The sequence below is a fragment of the Pseudomonas kribbensis genome (assembly GCF_003352185.1).
Lineage (GTDB): Bacteria > Pseudomonadota > Gammaproteobacteria > Pseudomonadales > Pseudomonadaceae > Aquipseudomonas > Aquipseudomonas kribbensis.
This window is the reverse complement of record NZ_CP029608.1, coordinates 2329903-2347290: the sequence shown is the minus strand read 5'-3', so window position 1 is coordinate 2347290 and position 17388 is coordinate 2329903. Positions and strand designations below refer to the sequence as shown.

Here is a 17388-nt window from a genome sequence, read left to right as displayed (position 1 = left end):
ATCCACATTTGCAGCTTCACCCTGTGAAAGGGGAAGTTATAAGAATCTATTGGCCAAACCAATTTGAAGGACAAAAATGAGCACCCAGAAGACTATCCCTAGAAAAGTTTGGTGGGGTTTGGAGGCAAAATCATATACAGAGATTGCGCAGGAACTACCTTCGCAGGATGAGTCACTTAGAAAGTGGATCGCAATCTACGCTGCTTATCATTTAAACTTTGAAAACAGATACCCTGGAGAGAGTTACTACAAGTTTCTAGAGGATGCAAAAAACTCTAAATACGTCATTATAGAATTCACTCTCCCAATCCACTTTCTCAAAACAAGAGACAGCATTGGCGCCAACGACACAACAATCACAAAGTGCAAAACCATGGAAACAGAGGAAGAAATAAACTCTTTTCTTTATGAAAACAACATAAACCCCGAGCTATTTACGCCCCCATGGACCTGCGAGTACCCGCTAGACTGAACTCAACAAGAATGGACAAATCTGAGAATCATCTGGCCGGCCTCCCCACCTCCGTGAGGCGGGAAGGCCGGCCAGATGATTCTCAGATTTATTTTCTCAAGCAGCGCAGAGAAAAAAAGGGGACGAAAAAAAGGGGACAGATTTATTTTTTCGTTAAAGAAAATAAATCTGTCCCCTTTTCCACACGTTCGAGGAAAAAAAATGACAGCGCAAAAACATATCCCACGAAGTGTATGGCATGGGCTTGACGGGACAAGCTACGACAACATTGCGCAAGAGCTAGAATCCGAAGAACCATCAATAAGAAAATGGATTTCAGTGCATGCCATTTACAAATACTCCTTCACCAACGACCTAAACCAATACTACGATTTCATCCACCAATCAAAAAACTCCCGATACGCTGCTGTAATTTTTACAATCCCGACCGAAACACTTGAAACAAGCGACGGTATAGATGATCGCGATATTACTATCGAAAAAATAGAAGCCATGAACTCCGAGGATGAGATCAACACTCTACTTGAAAAACTCGATATCAACCCAGAGCTTTTCACTACACCATGGCGCTGTGAATATCCGCTATAACCATAAAATCGAAAAAAAGAAATCAAATTCAAACCCGTCAATGAAGTGATGTCATGACTATGAATACGCTGACCACGGGTCAAAAAAGCATAATTCACAATTGTTTACTTGACCTCTTGAATTCCTCGTCACTGAACAACTCTAGCTTTCTTCCAAAAGCACTGGAAAGCCTCCTCCAGTCACAAGGATTTGGAATTGAGATGTCTGGGATATACATCAGTTCTGATGATGATCTAGATAACACTCCAGAGTATCTAGAAGATGGTATTGCATTTGAATTCATGGAGAGCCACGTTTCGCTGCCTTTCCACGAGGCCGTGGAATGCATCATCGAGTGGTGCCAAACACAAAAGCTTACAGAAAATATGCATATCGGGGCCACACTGAAGGCATTGCAAGACAAATACAAATAATACTCAAAAGGGACAGATTTATTTTTCGCTCGTCTCACTTCCGGAGAGATCAATGTTAGAAAAAAATCAAACAATAGAAATCAATGGAGAGGATGCCCTTGAGGCTCTAGCAGAAATTGAATTTATCTTGATTTCGCTGCACAAGATGGGAAGCTACTATTGCGACAAGCCCGTCAACGATTACCAAAAAAGCAACTACCGAATTTATTGACAACGAGAACGTGACTCAAAGACTTGCGAAGGTAAGAAAAATCATCACTACAAAATTTGATTCAACCCTCGGAGAGGATGACATGGACGATATTGAGCGTCATATGGAAGGAATCAAATTTTGGAAGCCTTAGAAAACCAAAGGGGACAGATTTATTTTTCGTTAAAGAAAATAAATCTGTCCCCTTTTCAGTCCCCTTTTCACTAATAATGGGTGTCCCCTTTTCACTCATTTAAACCCCGAGCTATTTACGCCCCCATGGACTTGCGAGCACCCGCCAGACTGAATTCAACGAAAGAGGTCACAGAGGACAAACTAATATGAGAACCAAGCTTAAATACGAACTCCATCCCCTTCGAGCCCCAAGCGGATGGACTATCACAATCAACAACTTTTTCGAGGTTGATTTCAACCCAGAGACTGTCGAGTGGTTTAGTAACTCAGTTTTACTGGGTGGTGTCCGACGAACTACTGGTCATTGCTTTGACTCAAGACTTGAGCCAGAGGGAGATCCTGACGGGGACTTTATCATTGAATTCCTGACAATCAAGTACGACAACAAAGGAAAACCGATCAAAAACTCTGAGCTACCATTAGGACAATACAGAACAAAAAGCAAAGAAGATTTTATCGAACAGATTGAACGCTTCATGCTTGAAGCTTAAAAATGCTGCCCTCCCAACCAAATGGAACTGATCTATTTTTTCTATAAAAAATAGGAATACCTCGATGGGCTACTTGGAAAAAGAAATCACATCAGCACTCGAAACAAATCATCTAAAAAACCAGAGACACAAAGAAGATGAATTAGAAAAAATAATTTCAGACGTAAAAACCTGCTTCCTTTACTCCAACACAAACACCCTTGACCCTTTCAATCTAAAATTCGTAATAAAACAACACGACCCAGACTTTTGGAAAAAGGTCGACCTTCTATGCCCTTCTGAGAAACCAACATTAATCGTGCTCGACAACCAAATCCATGCCTGGACGCTTCAGTCATCATCCGATTTGAAAATATTGCTTTCAGAGACGACTGGCTTTCCATTCTGGATAACTAATACAGCCCTTAGCTTCTTAATTTATGTAGACGACCACGATTGCGTACATACAGCATCGACTTCATTCCCTCCAGCGATTAAAAATCATGATCTTCAAATCTGAAAACGACATCATTGACCCAACCTCTGTAACCTACCGCAGCCTTGGCTTCGGTGAACCTCTCTTCAACAATGTCAAAAAATATACTTTATCAATAAAAATTCACGAACTGCCCGAGCGATTCCACGAGCTGACAAATGCATTCATCGCCGAATGCATACAAGACGATAACAAACAAGGCTACGCCGACATCCCCGAATTACGAGATTGCAATTACCCACCACTTTCAACCCTGATAAGAAACCACCCAGACGTAGCGGTAATCCTCATCAAGGACTATTTATTCTTTGAGCTGCTCTATTTGCTATTCCCATCAAAGGGAAAGCTAGAAGTGGTAATAAACTCGGTTTCCGGAGTTTATTATTTGGACGATACGTTTCACCTATGCGGCGAAACATATCCCTACAGAAACCTGTAATTGCGTTATTTCCATCGCACGCTGGAAACCCTAAGACAAAAAACGCAACCTACTGCTGCCTTTCAATAACTTGTTCCCCCACCTCATACTTAACCACCACCCGATTCCCATACAACCTCTCCCTCTCCACCAACGCCCCCACCTGTCCCTTCTCCCTCACCTCCCGCCAAATCTCATTCTCCCGATACACCCGCTCCCCCTCCCGCACAAACCGATGCCCCAACTCAAACACGTGATACCGAAACTCCCGCTCCCGATCACTCAACAACTCCCCTTCCAGTTGCGTCTCCCCCACCTTCAGCTTCAGCTGAAAGCTGCGATCCGTCGGGTTGCGCAGCACCAGGTCGATGTAGTTGTAAAAGATCGCCGCGCCGGAGCCGAATGGCAGGACGCGGCCGTCGTCCGGGAAGGGGTCGAAGCTGTGGTTGGCGCGTTCGATGACGACCAGGGGTGAGTGAATGGCCATCCAGTGGATGAGGTTGCTGAGTTGGCAGATGCCGCCGCCGATGCCGGTGCGGGCCTGGCCGAAGGACAGTTCCATGCCTTCGACGTAGCCGCGTTTGCGGGTCGGGCGGCCGACGAGGCGGCAGAAGGAGAAATATTCGCCGGGGGCGATGGTGACGCCGTCGATGGCGGCGACGGCGAGTTTGAGGTTGATGACTTTGTTGTGTTGCAGCGCCAGGTCGGAGTCGCCGAGTTTGCGGATCAGTTTTGAGGTGTGTTTGAGGTAGCGATACGGCAAGCGCTCAGACGTTGCGGCAGGTCGTGCGTAGCGTTTGCTCGAGCAGTGCCAGGCGATGTGGCGGAACAGTCTTTTTTGCCACACGCGCAGCCAGTAGAGGGCCGGGTGGTAGAGGGAAAGTGGTTTCATCCGTGGCGAACGGCGCGGGCCGTTGTCTTCCTTGATCTGAAAAGGGCGGCGCATCTTACCTTGGAATATCGCCGTGTGCGCTGCTCGCGCAGGCGTCGCAAGCCGTTACAAGTCGGCCGACGCCGAGCGTTTCAAAATTAAGCTTCAACTAAGGTTGCGTCCCTACCATCCGGGCCACAAAGCAGCGGGTGCGAGCGTTGTTCGCCGCACACAAAGCCATTCATTTCGATGTGAGCCTGGATCATGAGAGAGTTTGATTTCCCCTCGGCACAACAGCCCGCGTTCAGTCTTGTATTGGTCAATTACAAAACCCCGGAAATAACCCGGATGTGCCTGGAGTTTCTTCAGGAATACGTCAAGGAACATCAGGTTCCGGTGTGGGTGGTGGACAACGATTCTGCCGACGAAAGCCTGGCTTACTTGCGCTCTCTGGACTGGATCAACTTGATCGAGCGCCCTTCCCCTTGCAAAGAAGCCGGGCATATTGCTCACGGCAAGGCACTCGATCTGGCACTTGCAAAGGTTGAAACCGATTACCTGTTTTTACTGCACACCGATACTTTCGTATTCGACAGCACTGTCTTTTCAATGATGATGAAAGAGTGCATGCAATCTTTGGATACAGCAGCGGTCGGTTGTGTCGAACAGCTTGACCGGGGTGTTTTAAGAGACACCTGGCGCTTGTCTTCGCGTTATTTCAAACACTATTTCCGGCGGGCGAAATTGCAGTTGGGCTTGCGCTCCCGGGAACCCAAACCCTACCGGGAAACCCACCTGAAAAGCTTCTGCACCTTGTGGAATGCACGGTTGATCAAGGCTCATGGCCTGCATTTCTCGATGGACGACCGGGTCCCGGGATACACGCTGCAGGATCGATTAAGCAGCCTTGGCTACGGCATCAGATTCCTTTCGCCGCGGACGATCTTCCGCTACCTGGATCACATCCAGGCCGGCACCGTGGCCGCCGCCGGTGGCTATGCCAAGAACCACCGCCGGACCACCATGTACCAGCAAACACTCAAACGTATTCAGATGCAGCAAGGCATGCGGCCGGCGAAATCCTGAGAACAATAAAAAAGGGCGACTTCACAGTCGCCCTTTTTTTATCCGAATTCTTTAGTCCTCTCTCCGGAGGAGGTGTCCGCCCAGTGTAATGGCCTGGCAATCCATGCACCGGTAAAGAGCCCTGACACTGGGCGAACGGGAAGGATTTTAATGGAAGTTGGCGGATATGTCGTGCTAATTGAGGATGAATTTTATGTACTAAAACGTTAACGGATATTGATCATCGATATTTCCCGAGAAACTTTCAGAATTATCGGATCCGTTCATTTTATATGACTGTTCTCATACAACTACTTGTACAAGAACAGTCAGCCTGTAGAGTTAATACTCAGCTTTCATGTTCACTGGTCACTTTTAATACATCGGTGTAAGTGACCACGACACTCTGCCCGATTTTCAGATCTTTGAGTTTGGCTTGGATTTCAGGCTTTTCGACATTGAGGGTTTTCGACTGGCCCGAAGGATTTTCCAGGGTGACCTGGTTTTTCTTCAAATCAATTTTGGTGATTTTCAGTTGTACCTGGATCTGGCGGAATGCCTCGCCGCCAGGGTTGCTGCTGCCCACGGCGTTGCGCAGCTCACCGGTACGTTCGGTGGAGCCAGGCAGACCTTTATCCACGTCGGTGTCCAGGAAAGCCGCCACGGAACGGGTGACTTGAATGTCGACCTTGTCGCCAACCTTCAGGTTGGCGAGGTTTTTCGCCTTGTCGCTGAGCTGGACATGCACCTGGCGACCTTCTTCGCCTTCAAGGACAACCTGATGATTGGCCGGATCAACCGCCAGGACTTTGGTGGTGACCTGATCCTTCTCGACAGTCGCCGACAAAGGAATATCGGCCGCGAACGCCGTGGAGGCGGACAGGACAGTGGCGAGGGCAATGGCGTGCGACAGTGATTGAAGCTTCATAAGCGGTACGTTCCCTGTGATGGATGGCAGCACACGGCGCATTCGGCGCCGTGCGTGCCAAGGAGCATAGACGCTGATCCGCCGTCGCTCTTGGCACAGGGTGAATCAGTAGCCGGTCATCTCCAGATAACCGCGCCCGCCCTGACTGCCGCTCAACCGCACAGGCCCTTCCCAGTAAGGGATGCGCAACCCCATCCAGGCATTGGGGTTGATTGCATCGAGGGTGATCTGCAGGTTCTTTTCCGGAATACCGATCGACCAGCGCACCGGCATCGAACGGCCAGCGACCTTCGCGGCGTCCTGCGGCGTCAGTTTGATCTGCCCGGCGTGCAGCGTTTCAGTCTGGCCATCGGCGCCAATCCAGGTGCCGGTGAGGTACGGCGCGCCCTCCTTCTGGCGCATGCGGTAGAGCATGACGTGCGCGCCGTCATCAAGGTGCAGGGAGAACCAGTCCCAACCCGTCTGATTAGCGGTCAGTGGCTGGCTGCTCCATTCGCGGTCGAGCCAGGCCGGGCCATTGACGGTGTAGGTCTTGCCGTCGATTTGCAGGGTGCCGCTGGCCTGGAAAAACGGCTGGCTGTAGTAATACGACGCCTGACCCTGCTCGGATTTCTGACTGAAACCGTGATCACCTTGCAGCACCAGCGGACGGCTGGAAATCAGGCGCAGTTGGTAGCTGAAGTTTTTGTCCTTTGCGCTGAGCTGCATGTCGCCCAGCGGATCGCTCGCCTGACTGACGAAGCGCCAGTCATCGATCCACGCCTCGAACGGCGCCACACGAACCCCGGCCTGCCCGACGCCGCCACGGGCGTAACGTTCGGCGGCGTGATGGACGCTGGCCGAGGTCACCGCCGCATGCCCGAGCCAGATCGTTTGATTGGCCCAGCCCGGTTGCTCCGGCGAGGCGTTCAATGCGCTGCGAAACAACGTCCACTGCACACCGAAATCATTGCCCTGGGCATCCTTGAGGTTGGCCGTGACATACCACCACTCGATACGAAAACCTTCATGGGCACCATGATCCGCCGGAAAGCTGAACACCCGCCCCGGCACCACCGGCGTAAAGGCCTGCGCCTGAGTGCCCATCCCGGCGAAACCTTTCTGTTCCGGCGCCGGGTTGTCGCAGCCACTGAGCAACAGCGCCAGGCACACCACGGCGAAGTTAATCCTCATGGGCAAACGTCCTCAGCAAGTCCGCCGGTTGCGTGCGGTACAGCGAATACAGCGGCCACGCCGAGGCCAGTAGCGTCGCCAGCAGCGCCAGCCCGGTCAGTTGCAGCAACTGCAACGGAAACACCCGCAACGGCAGGCGCCAGCCAAAGGCCTGCACGTTGATCACCGCATCCAGACACCACGCCAGCCCGATGCCCAACGGCAACGCCAACACCAGCGTCAGCACCGCCAGCAACCAGGTCTGGCCAAGGTTGAGCAGCATCAATTGCCGCCGCGTCACACCCAAGGCCCACAACGGCGCCAATTGGCCGAGGCGACTCTGGCTCTGGGTCAGCAGGCTGATGAACAAGGCCACACCGGCAACCGCCAGCGTCAGGCTGTTGAGCGCGGCCGTCGCGGCAAAGGTCCGCTCAAAAACCTGCACCGACCAGCCCTTGAGTCGCGCCTGATCGACGATGCGGCTGTCATCGAGCTGAAAGCGTGCCTGCAAGGCGCTGAGCAATGCCGGAATCTTTGTCGGCTCGATCCGCAAATTGAAGCGATTCGGCGTCAACTGCGGCCAACTGCGCAGCAGATGATTGCTGTTGACCAGCACATGGCCCTTGGGATTGCCGTAGTCGGCGTAGATCCCGACGATGCGCGGCGACCACGACAGGCCCGGCGTCGGAATCGTCAGGTGATCCCCCGGCCGCACCTTGAGCCGGCGCGCGAGTTGCTCGCTGAGCATCACCGCATCATCCGTGGCCAGCAAAGCCCAAGGATCGTTGCCCCGGGCTTCGAGCAGCGGCCAGTGCTGGCGATAGTGCGGATGGTCGATGATGCCGAACACCTCCGTCGGCCAGCCTTGCAGCGTCACCGAAACCTGCCAGTTGGGCAGGATCGCCGTGACGCTAGGCTGTTGCTTGAGCCAGCTGTACAGCTCGCGGGCCTGGGCCGGGTTGCTCGGGTTCAGATAGAGCTCGGCGGTGAGCCGTTGTTCGAGCCAGTCGTTGAAGGTCTGGCGGAAACCGGCGGTCATGCTGCCGGCGCCGATGTTGGCCGCCATCGCCAGCAGCAACGCCATCAATGCCAGACTCAGTGCCGGCAATTGCTGTCGGCAGTCGGCGAGAAACCACTGCCCCAGCACCGAACGACGGCGCCCGAGCAAACCGTTCAACAGCGCACTGAGCACCACCGGCAGTGCCAGTGCAGCGCCGAGCAACAACCCGGCCATCAACACAAATCCGCTGGCGAGACTGTCGCCCAGCACCAGCGCAATCAACGCTATCGCGGCAAACACACCGGCCACCCAGCCCTGCCGGCGCAACCAGCGCGCATGTTGTTCATGCCAGGCTTGCGGATCGGCCACCGCCAGCAACGGCAGCCGCGCCGCCCGCAGCAGACTGTTGGCCCCGGCCAGCAATGCGCCGAGCAGGCTCAGGCCGATACCGCTGAACCACCACCAGGGACTAAGCCGCAACTGCCCCGCCACTTCCGCGCCGTACAACCCGCGCAGGCTGGCGGCGACATCCGGCAGCAGCACGCTCGCCAGCCAGTAGCCGCTGACGACACCCAACAGTCCGCCGATCAGCGCCAGCGCTCCGAGTTCGACGATCAGGCAAGCGATCAGCATTCGCGCACTGACACCGCAGGCGCGCAACGTGCGCAGCAGTCCGCGTCGCTGTTCCAGTGCGAGGCCGATGGCGGCGTGCACGATGAACAGGCCAACGACAAACGAGAGAAATCCCAGGGCATCAAGGTTGAGGTGAAAGCTTTCGGTCAGGCGCGCCAGATTGTTTTCTTCGCCGCTGCTCTTGAGCTGCAACTGGCCTTTGAACGCCGCCGGCACGTTAGCGTGAAAATCCTTGGGCATCAGCAGCCGCGAGAGTTGATCGGGTTGTTCGAGCACACGTTGAGCGACACCGATGTCCACCAGCAGCACGCCGGGCGCCATGTCCTTTTGTGCCAGAAGCGGCGGCAATGTCTGGCCGGTTTCGGTTTGTGGCGTGGCGCCCTCGGTCAGATTCAGCGCTTGCAAGGTGTCGGGGGAAATCCAGGTGCTGCCCGGCGGAGTGAAAAATTCGACGATGCGCTCGATCGGCATCGCCTGCCCGGCCACCGCACTGTCGGCCGGCAGCGACACTGGCTCGATGCCCATCAATTGCAGGTGTTGGGACTCATGACCCTTGAGGATCAAACGGCCCTGCAGCACCGGTGAAACCGGCCAGCCCTGACGGCGCAGATCGACAAACCATTGCTGGGAAAACGTCGCGCCATTCGGCGCACTCAGGCTGGCCTGGGGTTCGCCGCCGATCATCTGGCTGGCGCGGGCGTAACTGTCCCGCGCCTGACTGTTGAGCGCCTCGACACCGGTCAACAGACTGGTGGCCAGCCACAACCCGGTGAGCACGCTGAAGAACTGCACCGGATGCCGCCGCCAGTGACTGAGCAAGGCGATCAGCGTTTGCCGGAAAACCCTCACGTCAGTCGACCATTGGACAACACCACCCGCTCCGCCAGGCGCGCGGCCACGCGCTGACTGTGGGTAACCATCAGCAAGGTGGTCGGCGTGTCGTCGAGCAATTCCAACAACAGGCGCAGCACCTCGTCGCTGGTCGTTTCGTCGAGGCTGCCGGTGGGTTCGTCAGCCAGCAACAATTTGGGCCGCGACGCCAACGCCCGTCCGAGCGCAACCCGTTGCTGCTGGCCGCCGGAGAGTTGTTCGGGATAACGCTTGAGCAGATCGCTCAGGCCAAGACGCTGCACCAGATGGTTCTGCCAGCGCGGGTCATGGCGCCCGGCAAGTCGCGCCTGAAACGCCAGGTTGTCTTCGATGCGCAGGCTGCCGATCAGGTTGTACTGCTGGAACACCAGACCGATTTCCGTGCGCCGCCAGTTGGCCAGTTGCGCTTCGCTCATTGCGTCGAGTCGATGTTCGCCGCTGTGGATGCTGCCGCTGTCGACTTTATCCAGGCCGGCGATCAGGTGCAGCAGCGTGCTCTTGCCGCTGCCCGACTCGCCCATCAGCGCCAGACTGCTGCCGGGCTTGAGCGTCAGGTCGATGCCTTGCAATACGGGCAACGGACCTTGCGGGGTGAGATAACTCTTGAAGACGTTTTGAACCTGCAGCATGCCGCCATCCGATCGTTGCGTGTGGGGCAAGGATAGCGGATCGCGATGGGTTACTGCCCGGCTGCAACACTCGTCGGCGCCTCTCCCGGCGTGACGATGCTGTTCAGGTCGATGTGTTTCCACTCGGGCTTGGCCCCCAACCGCGCATTGAAGCGGTAGTTGAAGGTGAAGTCGTCCGCCGTCGGCACGCTCAGCGGTTTGCCGTAGATCGATTCGATCCCCGCCAGGTCGTAGCCCATCAACTGCAGCAGGGTCGGGAAGATGTTGTAGTGACTGGAGCGATCCTTGTTCGCCGCCAGTTGTGCCGACCAGTCGAGCGTGTGCAACTGATCGCCCTGAATCACCACCAGCGGCACCAGTCCCTCCTCTTCCACCGGGTCGCCGCCGCAATGGGTGTTGAGCCCCGGGTTGCCACGTTCGTGCAGGTCCTGGCCGTGGTCCGAGGTGTAGATCAGCAGCGCGTTATTCAGATTGGCCTGGGCAAACACCCGCGAGAAAAATTCGCCGACATTCCACAACACGGTGTTCTTGTAGGCGTTGCGGTACAGCACCCAGTCATCCGGCTGGCCGTTGAAGCCGTCGCGCTTGCCGGTGTCGGCGATTTCGGTGAACTGGCCCCGTGGCAAGGTCGGGCGGTAGGCCATGAAGGCGTCCGGGTATTTGTCGTGCACCGGGAAATGCGCGCCGACCTTGTTGATCACCACCAGCTCCGGTTTGTCGTCGTTGAGCAATTCGATCAGCTTGGCAGCGGCGGCCATGTCGCGGTCGCGGACGCTGGTCTGGTCGAATTGCACGAATTCGTCGATGTCCTTTTTCTCGGTATCGGTCATCAGGTTCTGCAGGTTGCCGCCGGTGCGCTGGGCGTCGATGTACACGGTGCGCAGGCCGGACTTTTTCGCGTATTGCCAGATCGACGGCAGCGTGCTGTTGATGCGCATGTAATCGGCGCGGGTGCCGCCATAGCGCAGGGTGACGTTGGTGTCGGCGCTGCAATTGGCGATGGACGCCGCATAGCCGTAATTGAAAATGTCGACACCCGGATGCGCCTGCTTGAGGTTGCTGTGCACACCGAACGGCGCGTTGATGTCCAGATAATTGCCGGAAATGCTTTCGTCGATGATCAGCACGATGTCGTGACTCACCGCCGGGCCGTTGCGCGCCAGGGTCACCGGCTCACGGGGGCCGACAGTGTTGTGCAGCGCCTCGTAGCCGAACAGGTTGAGGTAGGCCAGCGGCGTGTACATGATCGGCAGGCCCCGCGCCCCTTCCCCGGCCCGCACGAACAGCACTGCGCTGAGCAGCAATACACCCGCCACTGGCGCCGCGACTCGCAGCGCATTGGGAACCGGAATCGAATGACGCGGCCGCAGGCCGATGCCGATCAACAGCAAAAGTCCGTTGAGTAGCCCGTGGACGATCGCGTCCCGGTACTGGTAGGCCGCCTCCTGGATAAAGCCGCCGGAATACACCAGCGAGACAAAACTGCTGTACGTCAGGTAATCGGCAGTAACCCGGGTATATACATCAAAGAACACCGCCGAAATAAACATCGCCAATGCGAACAAGTGCCGAATGAAAGTCTGCCTTATATACGCCGTTAGTAGTAATGCGAAAGTCAGCGCCAAAAACATCGCGCCAAAAAGCAGTACTGCCGGACCGATACCCATGGCGTTTAAACGTTCAAGGTAATAATCGGAATAAAGCAATAGATAAATAACTAAAAGCAGTTCTTTCAAATATCGAAACATGGCGGTTCCGGGGCGCTGCCGACGGGGCACGGTCAATGAATTGTCGGTCAATTTCTGACACTAGCACCGCGCTATCAAAGCGCAAGAATTGTCGGACTTTTGCCAAAAGCGTCAAAAAAACATTGACTCATTACTGACACACCCAAGTCTCTACAGCCCTTGAATTTTGTGGCCTACGACCGTTTATCGTTTTCTTTGAATTGTGAAAAACATGTCAAGGACGGGACAAATCCAGATGCAGCAAGTACTTGATGGCTATTAGCCCCCAAAAACGGGGGTGTTATACACATGCAACATGTCATTTTGCTGACACGCTTTTCCCACCCTGCGCTATACCCCTTTTGACAGTTCCAATTCGATCTTCCTCCACCGTCTTACGAGGCACGCCAATATGGACGTGAGCGTATTTGGTACGGGCTATGTTGGCCTGATACAAGCTGCGGCACTTGCCGATGTCGGACATCGAGTACTGTGTGTCGATATAGATCCGAACAAGATTAAACAACTGCAACAGGCAGTTCCGCCTATCAGTGAACCGGGTCTGTCGGCAACTTTGGAAGAAAACATCAAGGCCGGGCGTTTGCTGTTCACCACCCAGGCCAGCGATGCCGTTGAACACGCCGAACTGATCTTCATCGCCGTGGGTACGCCGGCCGACGAAGACGGTTCCGCCGACCTCAGCCACGTGCTCAACGTGGCACGGCAGATCGCAAGCTTCATGGAGGCCGATCGCACCCTGATCATCAAGTCCACCGTGCCGGTCGGCACGGCGGATCAGGTACTCGATACCGCCAACAACGAATTGCGCCGGCGCGGCAAAAACGGCCTGAACGTGCGGATCGTGTCCAACCCGGAATTCCTCAAGGAGGGCAGCGCCCTCGCCGACTGCATGCGCCCGGACCGGATCATCGTCGGCACCCTGGACCCCGAGGCTCGGGAGCAGTTGAGCGAACTGTATGCACCGTTCTGCCGCAACCACGAAAAACTGATGTTCATGGACAACCGCAGCGCCGAGCTGACCAAGTACGCGGCCAACGCGATGCTCGCCACCCGCATCAGCTTCATGAACGAACTGGCCAACCTCACCGAACTGCTGGGCGCCGACATCGAAGCCGTGCGCAAGGGCATCGGCTCGGACCCGCGCATCGGTTATCACTTCATCTACCCCGGCTGCGGCTTCGGTGGCTCGTGCTTTCCCAAGGATCTGCGCGCCCTGCTGCACACCGCCGAGCACAACGGCATGCCGCTGAAACTGCTGCGCAGTGTCACCGACGTCAACGATACGCAGCGGCACATCCTGTTCAGCAAACTGAAAGCGCAGTTCCCGCAGGGCCTGGCTGGCAAGTCCATTGCCGTCTGGGGCCTGGCGTTCAAACCCAACACCGATGACATGCGCGAAGCCCCCAGCCGTTATCTGATGGATGCACTGTGGGCCGAAGGCGCCAGCGTGCAGGCCTACGATCCGGAAGCCATGTCGGAATGCCGGCGCATCTACGGTTACCGCGATGACCTGCACCTGTGCGCCACCCGCGACGACACCCTGGAAGACGCCGACGCACTGGTGATCTGCACCGAGTGGAAGAACTTTCGCGTGGTGGACTTCGAACTGCTGGCCGACAAGCTGCGCTCGAAGGTGATCATCGACGGGCGCAACCTCTACAACCCGGAACAAGTGGCGGCCGCCGGCCTGCACTACAGCGGCATCGGTCTGCGGCATATCGCGCCTGACGGGTTGCGGTCATGAAAATCCTCGTCACCGGTGCGGCCGGGTTCATTGGTGCTCATTGCGTGTTGCGATTGATGCGTGACGGGCATCAGGTCATCGGCCTGGACAATTTCAATGCCTATTACGACCCGCAGCTCAAGCATGACCGCGTGCGCTGGGTGCGTGGCCAGGTCGGCGATTTCCAGATCGCCAGAGTCGATCTGGCCGACGCCGCCGCCGTCGATGCGCTGTTTGTCCGCGAGTGCCCGCAAGTGGTGATCCACCTGGCGGCGCAGGCCGGGGTACGTTATTCGCTGGAAAATCCACAGGCCTATCTGAACAGCAATCTGAGTGGTTTCCTGAACATTCTGGAAAGCTGCCGGCACCACCCGGTCGAGCATCTGATCTATGCCTCGTCGAGTTCGGTATACGGCGCGAATCAGCACACGCCGTACACGGTGCATGACGACGTCAATCACCCGTTGTCGCTGTACGCCGCGACCAAAAAAGCCAATGAGCTGATGGCCCACAGCTACAGCTATCTGTTTGGCATTCCCTGCACCGGGCTGCGCTTTTTCACGGTTTACGGGCCCTGGGGCCGGCCGGACATGTCGCCGATCCAGTTCGCCCGGGCCATCACCGAAGGCCTGCCGTTGAAGCTGTTCAATTACGGCATGCATCAACGCGATTTCACCTACATCGACGACATCGTCGAGAGCATTGCCCGCCTCACGGTCCACCCGCCGCATACCCATCCGGACTGGGACCGCGAACACCCCGACGCGGGCAGCAGCATGGCGCCGTGGTGCCTGTTCAACATCGGCGGCCACCATCCGGTGGAGCTGAAAACCTACCTGGCCCTGATGGAAAAACACCTCGGTCAGAAAGCCATTGTCGAGCTGCTGCCCCTGCAACCGGGCGACGTGCTCAACACCTGTGCCGACACCGACGATCTGGCCCAGGCCACCGGGTTCCAGCCCCGGATAGAGCTGGATGAAGGCCTCGGGCGTTTCATCGCCTGGTATCGCGATTACTACCCGACTGCCTGTCGCCCACGCGCCGTTCGCGGCTGAACACCAGCGGAGGACTCCATGACTGGACATGAGAAAGGTGTACCGATCCAACATCTGGTTCGTGACAAACGCATGGATCCGGAACACCGAATGCGCCTCGACGCGGCCATCCACCGCCAGGGGCAAGGCTGGGTGACCGGGCGCGAGGGTGGCCGGCCATGGCAGCTGTCGCGCACCAACCGGGTGCTGGCCTGCTTCGGCGCGCTGGTGATTCTGGTGATGATTTCGCCGCTGCTGATCGGCCTGGCACTCGCCATCAAGTTCACCAGCAAAGGCCCGGTGATGTTCGTGCAGAAACGCACCGGCTATCGCGGGCGCAAGTTCGGCATGTACAAATTTCGCACCATGGTCGCCAACGCCGAAGAACTGAAAGAGTCGCTGCGCCACCTCAACAAGCACGGTGCCGACGCGATCGATTTCAAGATCGACCAGGATCCGCGCATCACCCGGATCGGCGGTTTCCTGCGGCGCACCAGCCTCGACGAACTGCCCAACCTGATCAATGTGGTGACCGGCGACATGCGCCTGGTCGGGCCTCGTCCGACCTCGTTCAACGCCTACCGCTACAAGGACAAGCACCTCGCCCGTCTGGCGATCTACCCCGGCATGACCGGCCTGTGGCAGATCTCCGGGCGCAGCAATATCGACTTCGACCAGCGCGTTGAGTTGGACCTCAGCTACATCGCCGAGCAGAGCCTGTTGCTTGATTTGAAGATCCTGTTGAAAACCCCTTTCAAAGTATTCAGCGGCCACGGAGCAAGCTAATGGACGGTTCAACCAACAAAAGCCTGAGCATTGCCAGCCCCAGCGAGTCGAACCTGACGTCGACCGTGCTGGACCTGGATCTGCGGATCCTGTTCCTGACCGCCGCCAACCCCGGCGCCGGCACCACCACCAGCGCGCTGGCCATGGCCAGTCAACTGGCGCAGATGAGCAGCGGACTGGTGCTCTACGTCGATGCCAGCCAGTCGGCGAACAACCTCACCCAGCAACTGAACCTGGGCAAGGAGCGCGGTCTGCGCGACCTGTTGTTCAACCCTGACAACCCGCCGCTGTTGCAGGACTGCGTCGTGCAGGTGTCCAGCCTGCCCTTCCACGTACTGCCCAACGGCCGGCCGATCCGCACCATGGACATGCTCACCGCCGAACGCCTGAGCCCGCTGCTCGACCAGTTGGGCAGCCAGTACCGCTTCGTGGTGATCGACGGCGATGCCGTGTACTCCGCCGCCGACACCCTGGTGCTCAGCACCCAGGCCGACGGCGTGGTGTTCGTGGTCCGGGCCGAGGACACCCGCTGGGAAGTCGCCCAGGCCGCGGTACAACGGCTGACCCAGGCCGGGGCGAAAGTGGTCGGCAGCGTGTTCAACCGGCGCAAGTACTACATGCCCAAATGGCTGTACAAAAACCTGTAAGCAACGCGAGGGATGACGCAATGAACGCCAAGATACTGGTTCTGCTGATGCTGCCGCTTGCAGGTTGCTCCAGCAACTCCGAAACCCAGACCATGCCGGTGAATATCCTCACCGCCACCCCGGCCAACGCCCAGGCCACCGACATGCCGAAGATCGAGCAGACCCTGCGCCCGCAGGATGTGCTGGATGTGATCTTCCACATCAGCACCAGCGGCTCGGACGCTTACCGCGTGCAGTCGGGTGACCAGATCGGCCTGAACTTCACCGCTGCCAGCCAGCTCAACGGCAATCAACTGGTGCTGCCGGACGGCACCATCAATCTGCCGGGCGCCAACACTTCGGTGAAAATCGCCGGGCTGACCAGCGATGAAGCCCGGGATGAAATCCAGCGTGCCTATCAGCGCAAACAGTTGTTCCAGCCCAACCGCAATCAGCTGACCGTGCAGATCATCAGTCCGCTGACCAACGAGCAGAACCTGAAAAGCGCCCTCAACCACCCGGCCACCGGCATGAGCCGCGAGATCACGGTGGGTAACGACGGCTACGCAAGCTTCCCGGAAATCGGTGCGGTGCCGCTGCAAGGCATGACCGTCAATCAACTGGAAACCTTCCTCAACAAACGCTATGCGCAACTGCCCGGCCGGATGAGCGTCGACGTCATGCTCAAGTCCACCGCCGGCAACGAGATCTATGTGCTGGGTGAAGTCGGCCAGCCGGGGTCCTACCCGATCCGCCGGCCGGTCTCGGTGCTCGAGGCGCTGACCCTGGCCCGTGGCACCAACATCAAGGCGCGGCTGGATTCGGTGGTGATCATGCGTCGCAACGGCAACCAGGTGCAGGCCGTCCATTACGACGTGGAAAAAGCCCTGTCCGGCGATGCCTCGCAGATCGCCTACCTGCAACCGGACGACATGCTCTACGTGCCGAAGACCAAACTGGCCAGTGCCGGCGAACTCGCCCGTCAACTGGCTGATGTCGTGCTGTTTCAAGGGGTGGGCATGAGTTTCAGCTACCGCCTCGACAACAAAACCGACAGCAGTACCCACAACTGACTCTCAGG

General features: G+C 56.8%; 19 protein-coding genes. 13 read left to right on the top strand and 6 right to left on the bottom strand.

Going from position 1 to position 17388, the window contains the following annotated elements:
* The first annotated feature begins 76 nt into the window (after window positions 1-76).
* The 7 genes from DLD99_RS10850 to DLD99_RS10825 all read left to right on the top strand — a co-directional run bounded on the left by DLD99_RS10850 (window position 77) and on the right by DLD99_RS10825 (window position 3263).
* Window positions 77-472, top strand: a complete 396-nt coding sequence (locus tag DLD99_RS10850) for a hypothetical protein (protein ID WP_114882179.1) — start codon at window positions 77-79, stop codon at window positions 470-472.
* Window positions 473-547: 75 nt separating this feature from the next.
* The gene (locus tag DLD99_RS10845; protein ID WP_244220788.1) at window positions 548-1060 is read left to right on the top strand and encodes a hypothetical protein; all 513 of its coding nucleotides are present in this window, start codon (window positions 548-550) and stop codon (window positions 1058-1060) included.
* Between the two features lie 53 nt (window positions 1061-1113).
* Window positions 1114-1473, top strand: a complete 360-nt coding sequence (locus DLD99_RS10840; RefSeq protein WP_114882177.1) for a hypothetical protein — start codon at window positions 1114-1116, stop codon at window positions 1471-1473.
* A gap of 52 nt (window positions 1474-1525) precedes the next feature.
* On the top strand, window positions 1526-1684 hold the full coding sequence (locus tag DLD99_RS29380; protein ID WP_244220787.1) for a hypothetical protein: 159 nt from the start codon (window positions 1526-1528) through the stop codon (window positions 1682-1684).
* A 320-nt stretch (window positions 1685-2004) separates the two neighbouring features.
* Window positions 2005-2349 carry a hypothetical protein gene (locus tag DLD99_RS10830; RefSeq protein ID WP_114882176.1) on the top strand — a complete coding sequence of 115 codons (345 nt, stop codon included), beginning with the start codon at window positions 2005-2007 and terminating at the stop codon, window positions 2347-2349.
* Window positions 2350-2413: 64 nt separating this feature from the next.
* Window positions 2414-2848 carry a hypothetical protein gene (locus DLD99_RS29095; RefSeq protein ID WP_162803472.1) on the top strand — a complete coding sequence of 145 codons (435 nt, stop codon included), beginning with the start codon at window positions 2414-2416 and terminating at the stop codon, window positions 2846-2848.
* Window positions 2832-3263: a hypothetical protein gene (locus DLD99_RS10825; protein WP_114882175.1), complete on the top strand. Its 432-nt coding sequence runs from the start codon at window positions 2832-2834 to the stop codon at window positions 3261-3263. The genes DLD99_RS29095 and DLD99_RS10825 overlap by 17 nt, the downstream gene beginning before the upstream one ends.
* A gap of 49 nt (window positions 3264-3312) precedes the next feature.
* Here the strand turns inward: DLD99_RS10825 and DLD99_RS10820 are convergent, their stop codons facing one another.
* The gene (locus DLD99_RS10820; RefSeq protein WP_114886640.1) at window positions 3313-4134 is read right to left on the bottom strand and encodes a VanW family protein; all 822 of its coding nucleotides are present in this window, start codon (window positions 4132-4134) and stop codon (window positions 3313-3315) included.
* Window positions 4135-4377: 243 nt separating this feature from the next.
* Here DLD99_RS10820 and DLD99_RS10815 point away from each other — a divergent pair, with 243 nt between their 5' ends.
* Complete coding sequence (locus tag DLD99_RS10815; RefSeq protein ID WP_114882174.1) at window positions 4378-5199, top strand: glycosyltransferase; 822 nt, start codon at window positions 4378-4380, stop codon at window positions 5197-5199.
* A 328-nt stretch (window positions 5200-5527) separates the two neighbouring features.
* On the opposite strand, the gene DLD99_RS10810 is transcribed toward DLD99_RS10815, so the two are convergent.
* The 5 genes from DLD99_RS10810 to DLD99_RS10790 all read right to left on the bottom strand — a co-directional run bounded on the left by DLD99_RS10810 (window position 5528) and on the right by DLD99_RS10790 (window position 12138).
* Window positions 5528-6106, bottom strand: coding sequence for a hypothetical protein (locus DLD99_RS10810; protein WP_114882173.1), 579 nt, complete (start codon window positions 6104-6106; stop codon window positions 5528-5530).
* 105 nt (window positions 6107-6211) lie between these two features.
* Entirely contained in the window at window positions 6212-7279 is a 1068-nt protein-coding gene (locus DLD99_RS10805; protein WP_114882172.1) for a lipocalin-like domain-containing protein, read from the bottom strand.
* Window positions 7269-9740, bottom strand: a complete 2472-nt coding sequence (locus DLD99_RS10800) for an ABC transporter permease (RefSeq protein WP_114882171.1) — start codon at window positions 9738-9740, stop codon at window positions 7269-7271. The genes DLD99_RS10805 and DLD99_RS10800 overlap by 11 nt, the downstream gene beginning before the upstream one ends.
* Window positions 9737-10390: an ABC transporter ATP-binding protein gene (locus DLD99_RS10795; protein ID WP_114882170.1), complete on the bottom strand. Its 654-nt coding sequence runs from the start codon at window positions 10388-10390 to the stop codon at window positions 9737-9739. Before DLD99_RS10795 ends, DLD99_RS10800 begins: the two co-directional genes overlap by 4 nt.
* A 50-nt stretch (window positions 10391-10440) precedes the next feature.
* Complete coding sequence (locus DLD99_RS10790) at window positions 10441-12138, bottom strand: sulfatase-like hydrolase/transferase (protein WP_114882169.1); 1698 nt, start codon at window positions 12136-12138, stop codon at window positions 10441-10443.
* A gap of 391 nt (window positions 12139-12529) precedes the next feature.
* Between DLD99_RS10790 and DLD99_RS10785 the strand changes: the two genes are divergently transcribed.
* From DLD99_RS10785 to DLD99_RS10765, 5 genes are read left to right on the top strand one after another with little or no spacing between them, the layout of a single operon-like run.
* Window positions 12530-13882 carry a UDP-glucose dehydrogenase family protein gene (locus tag DLD99_RS10785; protein WP_114882168.1) on the top strand — a complete coding sequence of 451 codons (1353 nt, stop codon included), beginning with the start codon at window positions 12530-12532 and terminating at the stop codon, window positions 13880-13882.
* Complete coding sequence (locus DLD99_RS10780) at window positions 13879-14916, top strand: NAD-dependent epimerase/dehydratase family protein (protein ID WP_114882167.1); 1038 nt, start codon at window positions 13879-13881, stop codon at window positions 14914-14916. Before DLD99_RS10785 ends, DLD99_RS10780 begins: the two co-directional genes overlap by 4 nt.
* 18 nt (window positions 14917-14934) lie before the next feature.
* Window positions 14935-15681: a sugar transferase gene (locus DLD99_RS10775; protein WP_085712111.1), complete on the top strand. Its 747-nt coding sequence runs from the start codon at window positions 14935-14937 to the stop codon at window positions 15679-15681.
* Window positions 15681-16328 (top strand): CpsD/CapB family tyrosine-protein kinase, encoded by a 648-nt coding sequence (locus DLD99_RS10770; protein ID WP_085712110.1) that lies wholly within the window; start codon window positions 15681-15683, stop codon window positions 16326-16328. The genes DLD99_RS10775 and DLD99_RS10770 overlap by 1 nt, the downstream gene beginning before the upstream one ends.
* A 20-nt stretch (window positions 16329-16348) precedes the next feature.
* Window positions 16349-17380, top strand: coding sequence for a polysaccharide biosynthesis/export family protein (locus tag DLD99_RS10765; protein WP_114882166.1), 1032 nt, complete (start codon window positions 16349-16351; stop codon window positions 17378-17380).
* Window positions 17381-17388 lie beyond the last annotated feature (8 nt).

What these genes read in the sequence shown, in the direction of transcription:
- DLD99_RS29380 (WP_244220787.1), top strand. Translation starts at nt 1,526, where the DNA reads ATGTTAGAAAAAAATCAAACAATAGAAATCAATGGAGAGGATGCCCTT.
- DLD99_RS10815 (WP_114882174.1), top strand. Translation starts at nt 4,378, where the DNA reads ATGAGAGAGTTTGATTTCCCCTCGGCACAACAGCCCGCGTTCAGTCTT.
- DLD99_RS10830 (WP_114882176.1), top strand. Translation starts at nt 2,005, where the DNA reads ATGAGAACCAAGCTTAAATACGAACTCCATCCCCTTCGAGCCCCAAGC.
- DLD99_RS10775 (WP_085712111.1), top strand. Translation starts at nt 14,935, where the DNA reads ATGACTGGACATGAGAAAGGTGTACCGATCCAACATCTGGTTCGTGAC.
- DLD99_RS29095 (WP_162803472.1), top strand. Translation starts at nt 2,414, where the DNA reads ATGGGCTACTTGGAAAAAGAAATCACATCAGCACTCGAAACAAATCAT.
- DLD99_RS10795 (WP_114882170.1), bottom strand. Translation starts at nt 10,390, where the DNA reads ATGCTGCAGGTTCAAAACGTCTTCAAGAGTTATCTCACCCCGCAAGGT.
- DLD99_RS10790 (WP_114882169.1), bottom strand. Translation starts at nt 12,138, where the DNA reads ATGTTTCGATATTTGAAAGAACTGCTTTTAGTTATTTATCTATTGCTT.
- DLD99_RS10820 (WP_114886640.1), bottom strand. Translation starts at nt 4,134, where the DNA reads ATGAAACCACTTTCCCTCTACCACCCGGCCCTCTACTGGCTGCGCGTG.
- DLD99_RS10765 (WP_114882166.1), top strand. Translation starts at nt 16,349, where the DNA reads ATGAACGCCAAGATACTGGTTCTGCTGATGCTGCCGCTTGCAGGTTGC.
- DLD99_RS10845 (WP_244220788.1), top strand. Translation starts at nt 548, where the DNA reads ATGATTCTCAGATTTATTTTCTCAAGCAGCGCAGAGAAAAAAAGGGGA.
- DLD99_RS10785 (WP_114882168.1), top strand. Translation starts at nt 12,530, where the DNA reads ATGGACGTGAGCGTATTTGGTACGGGCTATGTTGGCCTGATACAAGCT.
- DLD99_RS10825 (WP_114882175.1), top strand. Translation starts at nt 2,832, where the DNA reads ATGATCTTCAAATCTGAAAACGACATCATTGACCCAACCTCTGTAACC.
- DLD99_RS10840 (WP_114882177.1), top strand. Translation starts at nt 1,114, where the DNA reads ATGACTATGAATACGCTGACCACGGGTCAAAAAAGCATAATTCACAAT.
- DLD99_RS10780 (WP_114882167.1), top strand. Translation starts at nt 13,879, where the DNA reads ATGAAAATCCTCGTCACCGGTGCGGCCGGGTTCATTGGTGCTCATTGC.
- DLD99_RS10810 (WP_114882173.1), bottom strand. Translation starts at nt 6,106, where the DNA reads ATGAAGCTTCAATCACTGTCGCACGCCATTGCCCTCGCCACTGTCCTG.
- DLD99_RS10770 (WP_085712110.1), top strand. Translation starts at nt 15,681, where the DNA reads ATGGACGGTTCAACCAACAAAAGCCTGAGCATTGCCAGCCCCAGCGAG.
- DLD99_RS10805 (WP_114882172.1), bottom strand. Translation starts at nt 7,279, where the DNA reads ATGAGGATTAACTTCGCCGTGGTGTGCCTGGCGCTGTTGCTCAGTGGC.
- DLD99_RS10850 (WP_114882179.1), top strand. Translation starts at nt 77, where the DNA reads ATGAGCACCCAGAAGACTATCCCTAGAAAAGTTTGGTGGGGTTTGGAG.